Raw genomic sequence first — 20,123 nt, forward strand, 5'->3', positions numbered from 1 at the left:
GCGTTCACACGTTGCGGCTTTTTCTATTTAATCTTCGCGAAAGGCTTCGAAGGGTAGTTTAAAACGTTTTGCCAGCGCCGCTTTATGCTTATCCGTTAGCTTACGTTCACCTCTCAAAATACGGCTAACATAAGAACGCTGACCAATTTCCTGAATGAATGATGATTGGTTTAAATCGTGTTGATCCATCAATACACGCAGCAGCGCGATTCCGCCCGGCAGGGTTTTAACGCGTGCATTGAAGGCTGCAAACTCCGGCGCATGCTCTTCATATTTCGCGACTTTATCTGCCAGCATATCAATCAATGGATGAGAAGGCTGATGCTCAACCAAATACTCAACCAGCTCTAACGCTTGCTCATAATCTGCTTTCGATTGACTACCGCCAAGCAGGGGGACGGCTTTGATGAGGTTATCTGAGGCCTGAATAGCTTCGGCGATCATTCTTTGTTCTCCCGATAGAACTTAACCCATTTATCGTATTCAGCATGAGTACTGATGTGCTTAATGAAAATACGTCCAGCGATGAAGTCGGCAAAAAACATCAACCTAAGATTGTTGCCACCAATATTGATCACCCACCATTTCACCCGATACTTCATTCGATCCAGGCTTGGAAAAAAGTGTTTAAGTGCTTCAGGGTCGGCAAAATCTCTGCCATGTAGAGTCCGATAAGTGGCATCCAGTGCTGCTGCATCATTGGGAAAGCGTAATGCCGCTTCAGCAAACATCTTCCTTGAAATAACGTGCATCATTCCCTCGACATGTTCCAACATGGAAACATTGTAGCCGAAGGTTGTCGTGTTTCCAATGTGGAAACAAAATAAAATAGAGTGATAAAGCCGCGTCAGAGAGACGCGGCAAGACATTTACTTCAACGTATACCCATCGGCATCGCGCCATGCCGGGAAGCGATCGCGGTAGGCTTGCAGATCGTCCAGTGACAGCTCCGCATCTAGACGGGCGCGGGCAAAAGGTTCGCCAGCGGCGAGTATCTCACCGAGCGGTGAAATAATCCGGCTGTCTCCGCTGTATTGATGGCTATTGCCGTCGCTGCCGACACGGTTACAACCGGCGACATACGCCTGATTTTCAATCGCACGGGCCATCAGCAAAGACTGCCAGTGCAGTGCACGTGGTGCTGGCCAGTTGGCAACATAGAGCGCCAGATCGTAATCATTGTGATTGCGTGAGAACACCGGGAAACGTAGGTCGTAACAAATCTGCGGCAGAATACGCCAGCCGCGCCAGGTGAACACTTCTCGCGTATCGCCTGCAACATAGTGTTCATGCTCATTCGCCATGCGGAACAGATGGCGTTTGTCATACTGATGAACAGTGCCATTCGGCTCAACCAGCAGAAAACGGTTCACGGCACCTTTTTCGGTCTGGATGGCTGCGCTGCCACCGACCAGCGCATTACTGGTTTTCGCATGGCCGTGCAGCCATTCAATGACCTGTTGCTGTGGTAGCGAACTCTCTGCTGCTTCCATGGCAAAACCCGTGGTGAACATTTCAGGCAGCAGAATCAGATCGCGACCTTCAATGCCTTTCAATACGCCATCGAAGTGATGCAGGTTGGCTTCGCCATCCATCCAGCTCAGGGTTTCCTGCAGAACGGTAATTTTTAAAGCTGACATAAGCGCTCCGCAGCGGCGATAAGTGTCGCGGGTTGTTTGGCAAAGCACAGGCGAATCAGCTTGTGCGGGAACGGATCGGCACAGAATACCGACAGCGGAATGGCTGCCACGCCAATTTCTTTGGTCAGCCACTGGCAGAAACTGACGTCATCCAGATCGGAAATGGCGCTGTAATCCAGCAGCACAAAGTAAGTGCCTTCGCACGGCATCACCTTGAAGCGGCTACACGACAATGCATCAACCAGGCAATCGCGACGTTCGCGATAGAAGGCGGGCAGGTCACGATAGTGTTCTGGCTCCTGACGCAGCATATCGGCAATCGCCAGCTGCGCCGGGGTATTGACCGAAAAAGTCAGATACTGATGTACTTTACGGATTTCGGCGCTGATCGCTGCTGGTGCAACACAGTAGCCCACTTTCCATCCGGTCATATGGAAGGTTTTGCCAAACGAAGAGACGGCAATGGCACGCTGGCGTAACTCGGCATGCGCTAACACGCTGGCGTGGCCCTCTGCATCAAAACAGATGTGTTCGTAGACTTCATCGCTTAGCACATAGATTTCCTGCTCAGCGATCGCCTGCCATAACTCGGCATAATCGCTTTTACGCCACACGGTCGCAGAAGGGTTGTGCGGCGTATTCAGAATCACTAAACGGGTTTTCGCGCTCAGCAGGCTGCGGAATTCACTCCAGTCCACGCGGAATCCCGGTGGCTGCAATGCAATGCGTTTCAGCACGCCGCCGGCCAGTTGAACTGCAGGCGCGTAACTGTCGTAGCTGGGATCGAAGCAGATCACTTCATCGCCCGGACGCACCAGCGCCGTAATGGCGGCATACAGCGCTTCGGTCGCGCCCGCGGTCACGGTAATATCGTTGTTAACATCGGGCGTGTGACCGTAAAGCTCAGCGGTTTTATCGGCAATCGCTTCACGCAGGGGTAACACACCGATCATCGGCGCATATTGGTTTGCGCCCTGGCTCACATGATAGGCCAGACGATCCTGTAAATATTGCGGGCCGTCAAAATCCGGAAAACCCTGTGATAAATTGATGGCGTTGAACTGCGCGGCAAGGGCGCTCATTTGCGTGAAAATCGTGGTGCCGAGTGCCGGTAATTTGCTCTCGGGAGTCAGGTTGAGCTGCGTCATTATTTAGTGGCCTTAAGCGCGAATGTCGATGCGGAGAAACCCTGTGTTGCTGCCACTCTACACAGGATGCTAATATTTGGCAATCGAGACGCTTAGACGTCTAAACCTATCAGCGGAGCCTCACCTTCACTATGACGGATTTTCTCCCACTGGAACATTTAGTGGCCGCCTGCCACTGGATTGGCGCAAAAGGCTGGGCACCCGCTACCGGCGGAAACATGTCGGTGCGTCAGAACGCGGAATACTGCCTGCTGAGCGCATCGGGTAAAGATAAAGGTAGCCTGACACGTGATGACTTCATTCAGGTTGAGATCGCCACCAACAGCGTGCCTTCCGGGCGCAAACCGTCGGCGGAAACCGGGCTGCATACCTTAATTTATCGTCTGTTTCCGCAAGCGGGTGCCGTGCTGCATACTCATACGGTGAACTCCACTGTGTTGTCGCGCGTGGAGCGTGGAAGCGCATTACTGCTGAGCGGTTATGAGATGCAGAAAACCCTCGCGGGCCAGGAGACGCATCTCAATACCGTTGCGATTCCCCTGTTTGATAACGACCAGGATATTGATGCACTGGCGCAGCGCATTGAAGCGTTTGCTGCCGAGACGCCGTTGCAGTATGGCTTCCTGCTACGTGGTCATGGCTTAACCTGCTGGGGCAAAGACGTCAACGAAGCGCGCCGCCACCTGGAAGGGCTGGAATTCCTGTTTGAATGTGAACTGCAACGTCGACTGCTGGAGACCCAATGATTCGCGCGATAGTTACTGATATTGAAGGCACCACCAGTGATATTCAGTTTGTGCACAATGTCCTGTTTCCTTATGCACGTCAGCATCTGGCAGCCTTCGTGCGGGATAACCAAACGGATGAGAAGGTGGTTGCGGCGCTAAACGCAGTGCGTGAAGAGTCAGCGGCGCCACAAGCATCGTTGGATGACCTCATCGCCACGCTGATCGGTTTTATCGATGAAGATCGCAAATCGCCCGGTTTAAAAGCGCTGCAGGGGATGATCTGGCGTGCGGGTTACGTTGAAGGTCAGTTCACCGGCCATCTTTATCCCGATGTGCTGCCTGCTTTTGAACGCTGGAAGCAACAGGGGATTGCCCTGTATGTTTATTCCTCGGGATCGGTGCCTGCGCAGAAACTGTTATTTGGCTACAGCGATGAAGGTGATTTAACCTCGCTGTTTAGCGGCTATTTTGATACCGCGGTGGGCGCCAAGCGTGAAACCCAGTCGTATCACAACATCGCCGAACACATTGGCCTGGCACCGTCTTCGTTACTGTTCCTGTCAGATATCCATCAGGAACTGGATGCCGCGGCACAAGCAGGCTGGCACACATTGCAGTTAATTCGTGGCGAGGCCGATAACGCCAGTCGCCATCACCAGGTAAACGATTTTTCGCAGATTAATCCGGAGTCGATTTAACATGAGTGCACTGACAATTTTTAGCGATACCGAATCCAGCCAGCCACTGTGGCACAGTACCGATGCCGAGGCGATTCGCGAGCGCCTGAACGCCAAAAACGTTCGGTTTGAGCGTTGGGAAGCGGATCGCGATCTGGGTAACGACCCTGACGCGGAAACGGTGATTAAAGCCTATCAGCACGCGATCGACCGTCTGGTGGCAGAGAAAGGCTATCAGAGTTGGGATGTGCTGAGCATGCGTGCTGACAATCCTAACAAGCAGGTGTTGCGCGAGAAATTCCTGAATGAACACACGCACAGCGAAGATGAAGTGCGTTTCTTCGTCGAAGGGTCTGGTCTGTTTTGCCTGCATATTGGCAATGAGGTTTACCAGATTCTGTGCGAGAAGAATGATCTGATTTCAGTACCTGAAGGCACGGCACACTGGTTTGATATGGGCTCTGAACCGCACTTTACCGCGATTCGTATTTTCGATAATCAGGAAGGCTGGATCGCCAACTTTACCGGCGACAAGATTGCGGATGCTTATCCCCGTCTGGCATAACGCGCTGTGCGCGTAAACCTGCACACGACAAAATGGATTAAGGCATTGAAAGGTCACGCTTCAGGGTGCATCTGACAACCCAGGGCTCGTCCTCGTAAGGTCGCCATTGATGGCGACCTTTTCAATTCTGGCGCACCGTAAACACAGAATACGCCATCTGGCGCACCCTTAAGGCTGAAAAATCCCTTCCTGAACCTGCTCTGGCGTCACGACGCCGGTATCCAACACCCAACCGCTGATCAGTGCAGCTGGGGTGACATCAAATGCCGGATTGAAGACCACCGCGTTATCCGGTGCCCACTGCACACTACTAAAACTGCCGGATACGCCGGTGACTTCGCTGGCGGCACGCTGCTCAATCGGGATGGCATCGCCGTTCGGGCATTGACGATCCAGCGTGGTGTGCGGCGCCGCCACATAGAACGGAATGCCGTGATAGTGCGCCAGTACCGCCAGGCTGTAGGTGCCGATTTTGTTCGCCACGTCGCCGTTAGCGGCAATGCGGTCCGCGCCGACCCAAATCGCATCGACCACGCCGCGCGCCATTAAACTTGCAGCCATCGAATCGGTGATCAGCTGGTAGGGAATGTGCAGCTCGCCCAGTTCCCACGCGGTTAAACGACCGCCCTGCAGCAGTGGTCGCGTCTCATCCACCCAGACGCTTTTCACTAATCCTTGCTGATGGGCATGCGCAATCACGCCCAGTGCTGTACCCACGCCTGCGGTGGCGAGACCGCCGGTATTACAGTGCGTCAGCAGCTGGCTGCCCGGCTTGACCAGAGCGCTGCCGGCGCGGGCAATGTTGTCACACAGCTGCTTATCTTCTGCCACCAGGCGCAGCGCTTCGGCGCTCAGGGCGTTGACGTGATCGCTCTCCGCCAGCGCAATCTTCATACGATCCAGATTGTTCATCAGGTTGACGGCAGTCGGGCGCGAAGCACGCAACACCTCCAGCGCTTCCGCCAATGCCGCGCGGGTGACACCTTGCTCGCCCAGCAGCGCCAGCAGCAAGCTGGCTGAAAGGCCAATCAGCGGGGCACCGCGCACGCGCAGCGCATGGATGTGATCAACCAACTGCGTCACAGTGTGCGCAGGCAGCCAGTTTTGTTGTTGTGGCAGCGCTTGCTGGTCAAGGATCCACAGTTGATTATCGCGGACCTCAAGACTGGTGGTACGAAGTGTTTGCATGGTGTGAAATCCCTGTTGCGTTAATAGCGGCTATTGTGCCAACATGCGTGACGGATGTATAGACGTCCAAACGGCTTATTACTATCGAATGTCGAGGAACAGGCAATGTCGCAATACCGTACCTTCACCGCTGCTGATGCGGTGGAATATGCTAAAAAATTTGGCGGTGTGGACGATCCGTCAGCGCTGGTCAGCGCAGAAGAGATCGGCGATGGCAATCTCAACCTGGTGTTCAAGATTTTCGATAACCAAGGACAGAGCCGCGTGGTGGTGAAACAGGCACTGCCCTATGTGCGTTGCGTGGGTGAGTCCTGGCCGTTAACGCTGGATCGCGCGCGCCTCGAAGCGCAGACGCTGGTTGAGCACTATAAACATTGCCCTGAGCACACGGTTAACGTCACCCATTACGATGCCGAACTGGCGGTGATGGTGATGGAAGATCTCTCCAGCCATCGCATCTGGCGCGGCGAGCTGGTGAAAGGGGCTTACTACCCTGAAGCGGGGCGTCAGCTGGGCGAATATCTGGCGCAGACGCTGTTCCATACTTCTGATTTTTTCCTGCATCCGCACAAGAAAAAGGCCGAAGTCGCGCGTTTCATCAACCCGGAAATGTGCGAAATCACCGAAGACCTGTTCTTCAACGATCCCTTTATCGATCACGAGCGTAATAAATACCCGGCGGCACTGGAGCCGCTGGTGGTCAGCCTGCGCACTGACGATGCGCTGAAAATCGCGGTGGCCGGGCTGAAGCACCGCTTCTTTGCGGATGCCGAAGCGCTGCTGCACGGCGATGTGCACAGCGGCTCAATCTTCGTGGCCGATGGTAGCCTGAAGGTGATCGATGCGGAGTTTGGCTATTTCGGTCCGATTGGCTTTGATGTCGGCAGCGCGATTGGCAATCTGCTGATTAACTACTGCTGCCTGCCGGGTCTGCTGGCCCCGCGTGAAGCGGCAGAAGGGCGCGAGCGTCGTCTGAGCGATGTGCATGACGTCTGGACGCAGTTCTCCACTCGCTTCCTCGAACTGGCACACGCCAACACTTCTGATGTGGCGCTGGCGTATCCGGGCTATGCGGAAGCCTTCCTGCGCAAAGTATGGAGCGACACCATTGGTTATTGCGGAACGGAACTGATTCGTCGCACCGTGGGCATGTCTCACGTGGCCGACTTCAAACAGATCGCCGATGAGACCATGCGGACAGAATGCATTCGCAGTTGCATCACGCTCGGCCGTACGTTGATTCTCGCTGCAGATCATATTGCGGATGTCGACGCGCTGATTGCGCGCATTCGTCAGGCGGGGTAAGTCAGGCTTCAATCTTATAACCGCGCCATTCACTGTGCGCTTTGGCCGCGAAACCGCTATGTGTATGCGGGATAAGTTACGGCTGACCCCATCAAAAAAGCCTCCGTCAGGAGGCTTTTTCGTGTTACGCGGCTTCACTGGCGCGCGTGGCGCCTTTATCCTGCGGCTTCGGTGAGGCCAGTGCCTCCGGCACAAACTCATCGACGTTGATGGCTTTGAGACGGCTGGCTTCAGCGCGCGTCAGTACTTTGGCTTCACTCTCATCAATCCAGCCCTCTTTCAACGCACGCTGTGCCAGCGCATCAAGACGGGTAAACGACAGATGTTTTTTCTGCTGCTGGCAAAGACGTTCATGAATCACTTCTGCGGCCATCACATCCTGCAGCGCCTGCTCCAGTTGGCCGGCTGGATTGTGTTCGCTTGGCGTCAGGTACATGCCACGGCCCAGACGAGTACGGGTGGCTGATGGCAGCTGCAACAGCTTCGCCAGCTTGTGGTCCAGTTTGTCAGACGGTGCCGGGCAGTGTTTGCCACCGGCGAAAATCACCATGCGCAGTGCGCCTGCCACCAGACGATTAGGGAAGTTACGCAGCAGGTCATCCATCGCCACCTCAGCCTGATGCAGCGCATCCTGCACGCCCCAGTGCACCAGCGGCAGATCGGCTTCATTGCGGCCTTCGTCGTCAAAGCGTTTCAGGGTAGCAGAGGCGAGGTACATCTGGCTCAGCACATCCCCCAGACGTGCTGAGATACGTTCACGACGTTTCAGGCTGCCGCCTAACACCGCCATCGACACATCTGACAGCAGCGCCAGGTTGGCGCTCAGACGGTTGAGCTGCTGATAGTAGCGGCGGGTCACGTCGCGAGTTGGCGACGCGCTGGTGCGGCCGCCGGTTAAACCGAGCCACAGGCTGCGCACTTTGTTGCTACCGACATGGCCAATATGGCTGAACAAGGCACGGTCAAAGGCCACCAGATCGTTTTTAGCCGCCGCGTTCATCTCTTCCAGCACCCATGGATGGCAGCGAATCGCGCCCTGGCCAAAGATGATCATGCTGCGCGTCAGGATATTGGCGCCTTCCACGGTAATCGCAATCGGTGCGCCCTGATAAGCTCGCGCCAGGAAGTTGTTGTCGCCCAGCATAATGCCTTTACCGCCGGCGATATCCATCGCATCGATAATGGCGCGCTGGCCGCGGTGGGTGCAGTGATACTTCACGATAGCGGACAGCACCGCCGGTTTTTCACCCAGCATAATGCCGCTGGTGATAAGCGTAGCCGCCGCATCCATCACGTAGGCGTTACCGGCAATGCGTGCCAGCGGTTCTTCGATCCCTTCCATTTTACCGATAGAGACTTTGAACTGACGACGGATATGCGCATAAGCACCGGTTGCCAGCGCAATGCTCTTCAGGCTGCCTGTTGAGTTGGAAGGCAGGGTGATGCCGCGACCGACTGACAGGCATTCAACCAGCATACGCCAGCCCTGACCGGCCATCGACGGGCCACCGATGATGAAATCGATCGGCACGAAAATATCTTTACCGCGTGTTGGACCGTTCTGGAACGGCACGTTAAGCGGGAAGTGGCGATGGCCAATCTCTACGCCCGGCGTTTGCGTCGGGATCAGGGCACAGGTAATGCCCAGCTCTTCAGTCTCACCCAGCAGATGATCGGGATCGGAGAGTTTAAAGGCCAGACCGAGCACGGTAGCAATCGGTGCCAGCGTAATGTAACGCTTGTTCCATGTCAGGCGCATGCCCAGCACCTGCTGACCTTGCCATTCGCCCATGCACACCACGCCAGTATCCGGAATGGCACCCGCGTCAGAACCCGCTTCCGGGCTGGTCAGCGCGAAACACGGAATTTCATCGCCGCGTGCCAGACGCGGTAAATAGTGATCTTTCTGCTCATCGGTGCCGTAATGCTGCAACAGCTCGCCTGGGCCGAGTGAATTAGGTACACCCACGGTGATCGCCAGGATACCGGAAACGCCCGCCAGTTTTTGCAAGACGCGCGCCTGAGCATAGGCAGAGAATTCGAGGCCGCCATACTCTTTCTTAATGATCATGGCGAAGAAGCGATGCTGCTTGAGATACGCCCACAGTTCCGGCGGAAGATCGGCCAGTTCGTGAGTGATCTGGAAATCATTCGCCATACGACAGGCTTCTTCGACCGGCCCCTCGAGGAAGGCTTGTTCCTCTTCCGTCAGACGTGGCTGCGGATAGTTGTGCAGTTTCTGCCAGTCTGGCTTGCCACGAAACAGATCGCCTTCCCACCAGGTCGTACCGGCATCAATCGCTTCCTTTTCCGTACGCGACATCGGCGGCATCACTTTCTGGAAGCTGTGCAGCGCAGGTTTGGAGAACATACTGCGACGCATGGCAGGCAGGTTGAAGGGCAGCAGGATAATCGCCAGTGGCAGCAGCAGCCACGGCGTCCACAGGCCTGCAGCAGCCAGCCCGGCAGTCCATAGCAACAGGACTACGCTGCTGAGCCGCAGCGAAACTTGATGGTAGAAGAGGGCGCTAATGACAATCAGCGTCGCGACAATCGAGGCAAGCAACATAATGAACCGCTCCGTAAGTTGTAAGAGGTCTGACCTGTTATAGGTTAAGGTTTAGAGCAGTGGCTGCTTTTTAGCAATCTGTTTACATCGCAATTACAACGGAACTCACAAAATCGCACTCTCTGGAGACCAACAGAGCAGGAACGGCAAAGCCTGAGCATTTTTCCCCGATGCAGGCGCTTTGCGGCTTTGTCCCATTCCGTTAAACTTGCAGGGTAAATCTTTCCTCTAAAGGACATCCCTATGTATCAGGACATTATTCGCTCAGAACTTAATGAAGCAGCCGATACGCTTAATAAGTTCCTGAGTGACGAAGCGAACATTCACGCGATTCAGCGCGCGGCAGTCTTGCTGGCAGACAGCTTTAAAGCAGGGGGCAAAGTGCTTTCCTGTGGCAACGGTGGTTCTCACTGTGATGCGATGCACTTTGCTGAAGAGCTGACGGGGCGCTACCGTGAAAATCGTCCTGGCTACCCGGCGATTGCCATCTCTGATGTAAGCCACCTTTCCTGCGTCAGCAACGATTTTGGTTATGACCATGTGTTCTCGCGCTATATCGAAGCCGTAGGCCGTGAAGGTGATGTGCTGCTGGGCCTGTCCACTTCAGGCAACTCGGCGAACATCATCAAAGCGGTCGAAGCGGCACGCGCCAAAGGGATGAAAGTGATTACCCTGACCGGTAAAGATGGCGGCAAAATGGCAGGCACAGCGGATATCGAAATTCGCGTACCGCATTTTGGCTACGCTGACCGCATTCAGGAGATTCACATTAAAGTGATTCATATCCTGATGCTGCTGATCGAAAAAGAGATGGTTAAGTAATGACGCGTCACTCCTGCTCACGCGGGAGTGCTGACTTAAGGCGGTTGCTATGTGCGAATTGCTCGGGATGAGCGCCAATGTCCCCACGGACATCTGTTTCAGTTTTACCGGTCTGGTGCAGCGTGGCGGCGGAACCGGGCCACATAAAGATGGCTGGGGCATCACTTTCTATGAAGGAAAAGGGTGCCGCACATTTAAAGATCCTCAGCCCAGCTTTAACTCACCGATCGCCCGCCTGGTGCAGGAATACCCGATCAAATCACATTCCGTGGTCGCTCATATCCGCCAGGCGAATCGTGGTGAAGTGTCGCTGGAAAACACCCATCCGTTTACCCGCGAGCTGTGGGGACGTAACTGGACCTACGCGCACAACGGGCAGCTGAAAGGCTACAAACAGCTGGAGACCGGGACTTTCCGACCCGTTGGCGAAACGGACAGTGAGAAAGCGTTTTGCTGGATCCTGCATAAGCTGTCTGAGCGTTATCCGCGCACTCCGGGCAACTGGCCGGCGGTATTTCGCTATATTGCTGAGCTGGCGGCTGACATGCGTGAGAAGGGCGTGTTTAACATGCTGCTGTCGGACGGTCGTTATCTGATGGCGTTCTGCTCGACCAATCTGTATTGGATCACTCGGCGTGCGCCATTTGGCAAAGCCAAGTTGCTCGATCAGGATGTAGAAATTGATTTTATGCAGCAAACAACGCCGAAGGACGTTGTGACGGTGATTGCGACACAGCCGCTGACAGGAAATGAAACCTGGCACCGGATAGTGCCAGGCGAGTGGGCATTATTTTGCCTGGGTGAGCGCCAGGAATGACTTCGAGGCAGCATCCGGTGTAGAAATCACCGGCGTGCTGTTCACCGCATATTGACCCGTCGTCGTCACGTTAACCGTTGGCGGTATGTGGTACTTCTCAAAGTACGCATAACCTGGCTGCAGTTCACGCCAGAAGTTGATGTACGTTGAGTAGCGATGACGCTGCATGTTGCTATCGGTCATATGGAACGGATAGATATTGATCTGTACATCCTGCTGACCGTTGCGCAGCGCAGCGTTGACGTAGGTAAAGATCTCATCCATTGATGCGTTGGTCATGGCGTAGCAGCCAATTGAGACGCAATCACCGTGAATCATCAAATAGTTACCGTCATAGCCTTTATCACGATCGTATTGATTCGGGAAGCCGGTATTAATCGCGCGGTAGAAACGGCTGTCCGGTTTTAACTGGTTCAGCTTAACGTTATAAAACCCTTCCGGACTTTTAAAATCGCCCTGACGACGCTTAGGCCCTAAACCGCCAGAGAAATTACAAATGCGATAGCTGTCCAGCAGACGATATTCATTACCGATTTTGCCGTACAGTTCCAGCGTACGCTCTTCCTTGAAGATCTGAATAAAAACAGGGGTGCCAAGTAATTGTTTCTTTAACTCTTTGCTCACCGGTGCCGACAGTTGCGTTGGCTCTGGCGAAATGGCCCAGCTAAGGACTGGCATAAGAATCATCGCAAGCCACAATGCGATTCTGCCCATTCTGTGTGTACCTTGAAGTGAAGAGAGACGATGACGCTGAGCGTCTTGGTATTGCATTATCGGAAATATCCGCTACCGCAGCGCAACATTAACATTGTCTGAGGTTTAATCAAGACAGTCTCCGAGAAAATGGTGCAATCCTAAAGGGATTACGACCAGAATTTTGTAAACTTTAATTCGTCGCTCAACAAATATTGCCGAAGTTTCTTGCTGCTGTATACTTATCCAGTATTCGGAGGGCGTATGCGCAAAATCATTCATGTCGATATGGACTGCTTTTTCGCGGCCGTTGAAATGCGCGACGATCCTTCATTAACGGATATCCCAATCGCCATTGGCGGCAGCCGGGTGCAGCGTGGCGTTATCAGTACCGCCAACTATCCCGCGCGCAAATATGGCGTGCGCAGCGCAATGCCGACGGCAATGGCGCTCAAGCTCTGCCCGCATCTGAAATTACTGCCTGGACGCTTCGATGCCTACAAAGAGGCGTCACGCCAGATCCGCGATATTTTCGCACGCTACACCCCATTGATTGAGCCCTTATCACTGGATGAAGCGTATCTTGATGTCACCGATAGCGAGCATTGTCAGGGCTCAGCGACGCTAATGGCGCAGGCGATACGTGCCGATATCCTGCGCGAAACCGGTTTAACCGCCTCGGCGGGCATTGCGCCGATCAAATTCCTCGCCAAGATCGCCTCCGATTTGAATAAGCCCAACGGGCAATACGTCATTACACCGCAAGTGATGCCGGATTTTTTACTGACGCTGCCGTTGAGCAAAATTCCAGGCGTAGGAAAAGTGGCGACCAAAAAACTGGAAGAGATGGGACTGCGAACCTGCGCCGATGTGCAGAGAGCCGATCTCGCCTTGCTGCTGAAGAGATTTGGTAAATTCGGCCGCGTGCTCTGGGAGCGCAGCAACGGCATTGATGAGCGCGATGTGGTGGTGGAGCGCGAACGCAAATCGCTCGGTGTCGAACGCACGCTGATGGAAGACATCCACAGCTGGGAGCAGTGTCTGGCCATCATTGACTATCTCTATGCTGAGCTGGATCGACGCCTGACAAATATCCGGCCAGACAAGCAAATTGCGCGTCAGGGGGTGAAGCTCAAATTTAATGATTTCCAGCAGACCACGCAGGAGCATGTCTGGCCGGTACTGAACAAGGATGACATGATCGCGGTGGCGCGGCAGGCATGGGATGAACGGCGTGCCGGACGCGGCGTGCGGTTGGTGGGATTGCATGTGACGCTGGTGGATCCGCAATTGGGGCGGCAGTTGGTGTTGGGTTGGTAAAAACGGCGATCTCATCAGCGTGATGCTGGTTAGCAGCGATAGGTCAGCCCGACCGCCGCACAGGCCATTTCTGATACGCATAAAAAAAGCTGCCATTTAAAACGGCAGCTCTCCTTGAGTATGGTCTTAGTTAACCAGCATGCCGGCTTAAGCGCCGCCATATTCAGCCACTAAATCACTTCTTAGCGTACTTCGCTTCCAGTGTGGCAAACCACGGCGCAACAAAATCGTTGTTCACACCCCAGCCCGGAATGATCTTGTTCAGGGTTGCCACGTTAATCGCCCCTGGTTGGCTGTTCAGCAACTGCTGCGAAATGGAAGACGCTTTAAACTCGTAGCTTGCCGGAGTGGCTTCACCCGCGATTTTATTGGCCACTAAGCGCATATTGACCGCACCGATGGTTTTTGGATCGACGGCGACCGTCTGCACCCATGGACTGTTCTTCTCATGCATCAACTGCAAGTCCTGGTTGGATACGTCAATACTGTAGATTTTGATTTCAGTACGACCATTCTCCTGCAGCGCTTTGTAAGCACCCTGACTGAATGCGTCCCACGATGCCCAAATCGCATCTATTTTGCCTTTTGGATATTTTGCCAGGATCGCACCCACTTTGTTGGCGGTGTCGCCCTGTACATCGGTAGAGACTGCGCCAATAGATTCCAGCTGATGAATGCCTGGATTCTCTTTCAGTAGTTTCTCATACACCACCTGGCGACGTTCCTGCGGCGGGAAGCCTGCGACCCACAGTTTGATGATGTTGGCTTTACCATGGAAATCACTGATCAGCTGACCCAGTGACGCCTGCGCCAGTGAGGCATCATCTTGCGCAGTGACGGTCACGACATTGATCGGCGTATTCACCGGGGTATCAAAGACGGACAGTTTGATACCCGCATCGACAATGTGTTGCACCAGCGCGGTGGAGTAGGGTTCTTTGCCGTGAGAGAGAATGATGCCATCGTATTTCTGGCTGATCGCCTGATTAACGAAGTCCTGGAAACGCGCATCATCGCCATTACTCAGGAAAGTACTGACTTTAAAGCCCAGTTGACGACCTTGCTGAATGGCACCGGCAATAAACTGCGTGGTGTTATCGTCTGAGCCCAGGTTACGGATGATGGCGATGCGCACCGGACCTTCGTGATTCGCAATCGCAGCAGGGACCGGGGTAACCGTATCGGCAAAGGCAGCGCTGGCGTTCAGCAGGCTTAATGCCAGCAGCGAAAGGGTAATTTTTTTCATTAGATTCTCTTTCTCAGTAAACGCGCCTTAGCGGCGCTGAATGTAGGTAATTGCCAGGGCCAGAGCCAGCACCAGGCCTTTGATAATGTCCATGGCGTAATAAGGCACGGACAACATCACCAGCCCGTTCTGCAACACACCAAGAATCACCGCGCCCACCAGCGTACCGAGCGCGTTAGGTTTGCCGGAACCGGCCAGCGAGAAGCCGATCCATGCCGCGGCAACGGCATCCATCAAATAACCGCTACCGGCATTCACCTGGGAAGAACCAATACGTGATGCCAGCAAAATACCGCCCAGCCCGGCCAGCAGGGATGCGAGTACATAGGCCAAAACGCGATAGCGCGTGGTGCGAATGCCGGAAAGGCGTGCGGCTTCTGGATTGCCCCCCAGCGCGTACATGCGACGGCCATGTTTGGTTAACGACAGTGCCAATTGCGCCACAATCGTCACCACCAGCATGATGATGACAATGGTCGGCACCTGACCCAACAGACCGAACGCTGCGGGGATGGTGCCTTCCGCCATATCGCCGCTTGGCATCACCATATTCTCGGTAATCGAACCGCCGAAGCTGTAAGTCATCGCCACGCCCTGAATAACAAACAGGGTTGCCAGCGTAGCCAGCATGTCGGGAATGCGCAGAATCACGATCAGGAAGCTGTTGAGCAGCCCCACCAGGGTGCACAGCAGGAGCGTAATGATGATCGCTTCGGTGGTGCCAAAGCCATGCCAGACAAACAGCGAAATCACCAGCGCATTGGCCAGCGAAGCGGTCGATCCCACCGACAAATCGAAGCCGCCGATGGTCAGCGAAATCGACACGCCAATCGCAATCACCGTGACGATAGCAATCGAACGCAGGATGTTGATGATGTTGGTGGGCTCGAGGAAGCTGTCCGATGCCAGGCCAAACCCGGCGATCAGGATCACCACGGTCAGCAACATGCCCCATTTATAGAGAAAATCGAATAATTTATGACGCAGAGAAGGCTGCGGGTTCAGGGATAGTTCTTTGCTGCTCACGCAGGGGTTCCTCCGGTGGAATAAAGCAATAGCATCTCTTCAGTGGCCTCACGACCTTCCATCTCTGCCACAATGCGCCCATCCCAGAGCACACAAATACGATCACATAAGCCGACCAGTTCGGAAAACTCGCCCGAAGCGTAAATAATGCCTTTGCCTTCGCGCGCCAGGCCATCAATCAGGCTGAACAGATCGGTCTTGGCTTTGATATCGACGCCTTTGGTCGGCTCATCAAAAATCAATACGTCGGCGTTGTTGCGTAGCCATTTCCCAATTGCCACTTTTTGCTGATTACCGCCCGATAGGCGGCGCAGAATCTGCGCCGGGCCAGTGGTACGCACGTTGAGGCGCTGAATCACCTCTTCAGCCCAGCGCCAGGCCTGACGATGGCCGAACAGACTCCAGCGGGAAAAACTGTTGTCGGCGCTGACGCTCAGGTTCATGCTCACCGGTTCATCGATAAAAATACCTTCCTTGCGACGTTCTTCCGGCACCAGCGCCATGCGGTTTTCCACCGAATTGTGCGGTGAACGCGGCCGCCACGGTTTGCCGTGCAGCTCGCCTTTTTCGACGCGGCTTTTGCTTGCGCCAAACAGCGCCTTACACAGCTCGGTTTTCCCCGCGCCCGCCAGGCCAGCGATGCCGAGAATTTCACCTTTGCGCAGATGCAGTGAAATATCACCCAGCAGCTGGTCATCGTGCAAACCCTCCACCGACAGCAGCAGCGGTTGTTCGCTATGTTCACGTCGTGGTGGATAGACATCGGTCAACTGGTGTCCCAGCATCTTCTCAACGATTTGCTCCCCGCTCAGCGCCGCCATTGGGCTGCTCTCAATCAAGCGACCATCACGCAGCACGGTTAATCGATCGCAAATCGCTTTGAGTTCGTGAATGCGGTGGGAGATAAACACCACGCCAATGCCGTTGCGCTGTAAACGGCGCACGACGGTAAACAGACGCTCGCTTTCATGCTGATCCAGCGGCGCAGTCGGTTCATCCAGAATCAGAAAACGGCAATGGTGGGAGAGGGCGCGCGCCAGCAAGATTTGCTGCTTCTCAGCCAGCGAGCAGCGTTCCACCAGACGATTAACATCGATGTTCACTTCCAACTGATTGAGCAGGGCACGCGCCTGGCGACGGATTTCACGCCAGCTATAGACATGGCCGGGTTCTGCCAGCTGATCGAGCAGAATGTTTTCCGCCACGCTGAGCTGCGGCACCAGCGCCACATCCACTTCCTGCTGCACCAGATGAATACCGAGTTTTTTGGCATCGCGCGGTGAACGAATGGAGACCGGCACATCGTCCAGCAGGATCTCGCCACTGTAATCACGGTGCGCGCCTGATAGCACCGCCATCAATGTGGACTTTCCCGCGCCATTGGCCCCGGTCAACGCATGCACCGACCCGCCTTCGGTAAGGAAGTCGACCTGGGTCAGCGCGGCAAAACCGCCAAAAGCGATGGAGATATTACGCATCTCCAGGCGGTTAATCGCACTCATGGGGTCAGGCCTTTCATTAAAAGAGTGGGTGGCATTTTTTCTGAACCGATAACGCTGGGCAACAAATGAAAGCGCATAAGCTAGCACGAAATCTTATTAGCCATCCAGACATCTGGGCGTAACGGCGTCTAAAACTGGTCAGGGGATTTTTTGTAGTGAGATAGCAAGGTAATGGTGCGTTCCTCTAGTGAAATATACTGTATGTCTTGGAGGCATATCCTTAAAACTGAAGGGTAAATTCATTGAATATCTATCAGAATTCTTAAGTTATAGCCGTTAATTATTCTTGTTAAATTAAAATGTATTCAATATTTTTTTAAAATGGGGATTCTATCAATTAAAAAGTCCTCTTTTTATTAGAAGGTTTCTTTTTTCTGGATAGAGGGACACATTAAACACGGCTGATCAAATATTTATATTTAATTACTTTACCTGCTAAATATCTTTAACTACATAGGTATAGGCTTGATTTAATTACAAGATGCTTTTACATGAACATGTAAATTAACTAAGGAATATAAATAATAAAGTATGATTTTTTATGAGATGTATCACGGCATTGATATTTATTACTTTAACCCACGGTTGTTTTTAATTTAGAATTCACAGTGATTATCAGGGAGCATGTTATCTTTATTCATTTATGGAGGTTCTAATGAAAGAAATTTTGAGTAGCCAGTTAGATCAAGTCTCAGGTGGATGGGCTGATCAGGATGGAAGTGGTCGCCAATCAGCAACAAATGGAGGATCGCGCTCGGGTTCATCTAATAATGGTGGGAATAATGGGAGTAGAGGCTTTCAGTCTTTTGCATCACAAAATTCACCTTATGGCAGTGGCTCTGGCGCTAGTGGTTTTTGGGGAGGTAATGGGTCCTATAATAATTCCGGAAACGGTTACGGAGGTAACGGCACGGGACCAGGGAATAGAGGGAGACAACAAATAGGTCATCACCGGTAATAATAATGAGAGCACAACGAAAAGATTGTGCTCTTTGAATTTTAGAGCCTCATTTATCGAATGTGGATTAAGTTTTTAATGGATTATTCACTACAATCATCCTTGAGCACCAGAGAAGCTTTAGTTGCAATGCGTCAAATATAAATAAATTGTATTTTAAGGAGTGTTTAATGAGGAAGTATGTTGTATTTTTCAAGGATGAACAGTCGAAAGTTTATGCCAAAGACTCGCTGACAACTCAGACAATGAAAGAAATGAGAAAACTTGGCTTCAGGAAGTTTCATGTTGTGGTTGAGGCTGATAATGAGAAGGAGGCATTGCGTAAGGTCGTTGAGTTCAATAGTGGATATTTGGATTCATTGAAGGATCTCTCTGGTAGTGCGGTCATTTGTGCTGTCATTCTAATTTTAATGGCTATCTATTACTTGTTAACAACATGAATTCATGGCGAATAAAGTTCACCTGGAGACTAATTGTTCTGGTTAATCTAAATTGATTCATTGGTATGAATCATTACCCCAAGTGAATATGCCGTGTTCCAGGTTGCTTACAAGCATTAAAGCACAGCCAATGGCAGGTTGAACATGAATTTAAGAATGAAGTGTCAATTATCAGATGTGCAACTCAATCAGCATAGTAAAGTGTTAGTACCTGATTTACTGCATTTTGTATGGGTTGGAGATACAAATCAGGTCTGTACTGATTATATTGACATCTGGGAACAGACTAATCAGGACAAAGAGATCTTCTTTTGGTGTGACTTGAATCTTTCTCAATGTCATTCTTTTCACAGTAGCATCAAAAAATTTTTAATTAAATGTGATGTGGGAAATTATTATGAAGCTGAAAGGAACCTCAAGAACGATGCATTTAACTATATTTACCCCAGGTTGATTGAGGGAGATTGTTTTAATGAGTGTGTAAACGATTTCTTCATGGCTAATGGAATTGAGCCTGTTCCAGGTCCTGCATCATTTTTAAATCCATGGTTTGAAGGTAAAAGAATTAAAATTAAAAACTTAAACACTCTTTTTAATGAATTCAATGAGGAGTTTAGACGCTTTTATTATTATGAAATAATATTGAGAGGGAATTTGGCTGGTGCCAGCGATATAGTCAGGTTGATGATAATCCACAGTTTCGGTGGAACCTATATTAATGTTGATACGATGCCGTATACTGACCATGTGTTTGAGGGATTAAATGCATTACTTGAAAAATCAAATGCTGTCGAAGATGATTTCTTACGCATATTCAAAACAAAGAAGATACTTAATATATTATCTCAACTTGAATGTTCAAATGATGAATACATTGAAAACTATAAGTATGGAGAACGCTTTAGTTTGGCGTGGCATAAAGAGGTTTTAGATGTCATTGACGCTGATGCGTCAAATTTTACGTTGAGAGACATTCTCCCTCTTGAGGCTATACTTGTTCATGAGAATTTACTCGCTATAGGCGCGGTGAAAGGACTGAAAGGATTATATTTTAATAGCTTTATATCTTCTCATAGTGGCTCTAAGACTGTAAGTATAATCCTTCGGACAATGAAGAAACGATACTGTTTTTTAGAAAAAAATGACTGCATTTTTAACTTTTATGATCGTAGCGATAATACGCACTACCTTTCTCGTCTACTCACCTGGCGCTGCGAATTAATAAATAAAAATTATAGTGTGACTTCAGTTTTAACCGGCCCAGGATTAATTGTGGAAGTGTTGATTGGCCTTGCTTATCAATTATTAGATCTTGATGATAACATTACCCCAGATTTAGTTGCCGATTACATGCATGATAAAGAGATTGGAATAGCTTTATTTCATCACAATTTGTACACCCCTGAAGGAGTTTTATCATCATGGCGATTGTGACGTGATTATGGATACAAATCGAAAGCTAATTAAATTGCTGGCCAC

The 20,123-nt window shown here is 51.9% G+C and carries 19 protein-coding genes; 9 read left to right on the forward strand and 10 right to left on the reverse strand.

What is annotated here, in order from left to right:
* Positions 1-27 precede the first annotated feature (27 nt).
* The 4 genes from IAE30_RS10345 to IAE30_RS10360 form a co-directional block, all read right to left on the reverse strand.
* Complete coding sequence (locus tag IAE30_RS10345; protein ID WP_045833868.1) at positions 28-444, reverse strand: type II toxin-antitoxin system HigA family antitoxin; 417 nt, start codon at positions 442-444, stop codon at positions 28-30.
* Entirely contained in the window at positions 441-752 is a 312-nt protein-coding gene (locus tag IAE30_RS10350) for a type II toxin-antitoxin system HigB family toxin (RefSeq protein WP_200679756.1), read from the reverse strand. Before IAE30_RS10350 ends, IAE30_RS10345 begins: the two co-directional genes overlap by 4 nt.
* 117 nt (positions 753-869) lie before the next feature.
* Complete coding sequence (locus IAE30_RS10355; protein WP_038648801.1) at positions 870-1,640, reverse strand: amidohydrolase; 771 nt, start codon at positions 1,638-1,640, stop codon at positions 870-872.
* Entirely contained in the window at positions 1,628-2,788 is a 1,161-nt protein-coding gene (locus IAE30_RS10360) for a pyridoxal phosphate-dependent aminotransferase (protein ID WP_200679514.1), read from the reverse strand. Before IAE30_RS10360 ends, IAE30_RS10355 begins: the two co-directional genes overlap by 13 nt.
* Before the next feature lie 131 nt (positions 2,789-2,919).
* On the opposite strand from IAE30_RS10360, the gene IAE30_RS10365 reads away from it, so the two are divergent.
* Genes IAE30_RS10365 through IAE30_RS10375 form a run of 3 tightly spaced genes read left to right on the forward strand, consistent with a single transcriptional unit; the run spans position 2,920 to position 4,758 of the window.
* Positions 2,920-3,534: a methylthioribulose 1-phosphate dehydratase gene (locus IAE30_RS10365; protein WP_034825370.1), complete on the forward strand. Its 615-nt coding sequence runs from the start codon at positions 2,920-2,922 to the stop codon at positions 3,532-3,534.
* Positions 3,531-4,214: an acireductone synthase gene (gene mtnC, locus IAE30_RS10370; protein ID WP_038648794.1), complete on the forward strand. Its 684-nt coding sequence runs from the start codon at positions 3,531-3,533 to the stop codon at positions 4,212-4,214. The genes IAE30_RS10365 and mtnC overlap by 4 nt, the downstream gene beginning before the upstream one ends.
* A 1-nt stretch (position 4,215) precedes the next feature.
* Positions 4,216-4,758, forward strand: coding sequence for an acireductone dioxygenase (locus IAE30_RS10375; protein ID WP_038648791.1), 543 nt, complete (start codon positions 4,216-4,218; stop codon positions 4,756-4,758).
* Between the two features lie 168 nt (positions 4,759-4,926).
* On the opposite strand, the gene mtnA is transcribed toward IAE30_RS10375, so the two are convergent.
* Positions 4,927-5,946: an S-methyl-5-thioribose-1-phosphate isomerase gene (mtnA, locus tag IAE30_RS10380; RefSeq protein WP_200679517.1), complete on the reverse strand. Its 1,020-nt coding sequence runs from the start codon at positions 5,944-5,946 to the stop codon at positions 4,927-4,929.
* Between the two features lie 105 nt (positions 5,947-6,051).
* Between mtnA and mtnK the strand changes: the two genes are divergently transcribed.
* On the forward strand, positions 6,052-7,251 hold the full coding sequence (gene mtnK, locus IAE30_RS10385; protein WP_200679518.1) for an S-methyl-5-thioribose kinase: 1,200 nt from the start codon (positions 6,052-6,054) through the stop codon (positions 7,249-7,251).
* A gap of 124 nt (positions 7,252-7,375) precedes the next feature.
* On the opposite strand, the gene fadE is transcribed toward mtnK, so the two are convergent.
* The gene (fadE, locus tag IAE30_RS10390; RefSeq protein WP_038648783.1) at positions 7,376-9,820 is read right to left on the reverse strand and encodes an acyl-CoA dehydrogenase FadE; all 2,445 of its coding nucleotides are present in this window, start codon (positions 9,818-9,820) and stop codon (positions 7,376-7,378) included.
* Positions 9,821-10,063: 243 nt separating this feature from the next.
* Here fadE and lpcA point away from each other — a divergent pair, with 243 nt between their 5' ends.
* The gene (gene lpcA / locus IAE30_RS10395) at positions 10,064-10,642 is read left to right on the forward strand and encodes a D-sedoheptulose 7-phosphate isomerase (protein ID WP_034825351.1); all 579 of its coding nucleotides are present in this window, start codon (positions 10,064-10,066) and stop codon (positions 10,640-10,642) included.
* A 49-nt stretch (positions 10,643-10,691) separates the two neighbouring features.
* Entirely contained in the window at positions 10,692-11,459 is a 768-nt protein-coding gene (locus tag IAE30_RS10400) for a class II glutamine amidotransferase (RefSeq protein ID WP_038648781.1), read from the forward strand.
* Here IAE30_RS10400 and dpaA read toward each other — a convergent pair.
* Positions 11,430-12,173: a peptidoglycan meso-diaminopimelic acid protein amidase gene (gene dpaA / locus IAE30_RS10405; RefSeq protein ID WP_058961547.1), complete on the reverse strand. Its 744-nt coding sequence runs from the start codon at positions 12,171-12,173 to the stop codon at positions 11,430-11,432. The two genes, IAE30_RS10400 and dpaA, sit on opposite strands and share 30 nt — an antisense overlap.
* Before the next feature lie 243 nt (positions 12,174-12,416).
* Here dpaA and dinB point away from each other — a divergent pair, with 243 nt between their 5' ends.
* Positions 12,417-13,472 (forward strand): DNA polymerase IV, encoded by a 1,056-nt coding sequence (dinB, locus tag IAE30_RS10410; protein ID WP_200679526.1) that lies wholly within the window; start codon positions 12,417-12,419, stop codon positions 13,470-13,472.
* A gap of 175 nt (positions 13,473-13,647) precedes the next feature.
* Here the strand turns inward: dinB and IAE30_RS10415 are convergent, their stop codons facing one another.
* From IAE30_RS10415 to IAE30_RS10425, 3 genes are read right to left on the reverse strand one after another with little or no spacing between them, the layout of a single operon-like run.
* Entirely contained in the window at positions 13,648-14,718 is a 1,071-nt protein-coding gene (locus tag IAE30_RS10415; protein ID WP_200679528.1) for a sugar ABC transporter substrate-binding protein, read from the reverse strand.
* Positions 14,719-14,745: 27 nt separating this feature from the next.
* The gene (locus tag IAE30_RS10420; RefSeq protein WP_038648770.1) at positions 14,746-15,744 is read right to left on the reverse strand and encodes an ABC transporter permease; all 999 of its coding nucleotides are present in this window, start codon (positions 15,742-15,744) and stop codon (positions 14,746-14,748) included.
* Positions 15,741-17,246 carry a sugar ABC transporter ATP-binding protein gene (locus IAE30_RS10425; RefSeq protein ID WP_200679530.1) on the reverse strand — a complete coding sequence of 502 codons (1,506 nt, stop codon included), beginning with the start codon at positions 17,244-17,246 and terminating at the stop codon, positions 15,741-15,743. The genes IAE30_RS10420 and IAE30_RS10425 overlap by 4 nt, the downstream gene beginning before the upstream one ends.
* 1,128 nt (positions 17,247-18,374) lie before the next feature.
* Between IAE30_RS10425 and IAE30_RS10430 the strand changes: the two genes are divergently transcribed.
* Positions 18,375-18,644: a hypothetical protein gene (locus IAE30_RS10430; protein WP_200679532.1), complete on the forward strand. Its 270-nt coding sequence runs from the start codon at positions 18,375-18,377 to the stop codon at positions 18,642-18,644.
* Between the two features lie 144 nt (positions 18,645-18,788).
* Positions 18,789-20,078, forward strand: coding sequence for a TcdA/TcdB catalytic glycosyltransferase domain-containing protein (locus tag IAE30_RS10435; RefSeq protein WP_200679534.1), 1,290 nt, complete (start codon positions 18,789-18,791; stop codon positions 20,076-20,078).
* Positions 20,079-20,123: the final 45 nt, after the last annotated feature.

Origin of the sequence: Pantoea sp. S61, from assembly GCF_016625145.1 — a bacterium.
GTDB lineage: Bacteria > Pseudomonadota > Gammaproteobacteria > Enterobacterales > Enterobacteriaceae > Pantoea > Pantoea rwandensis_B.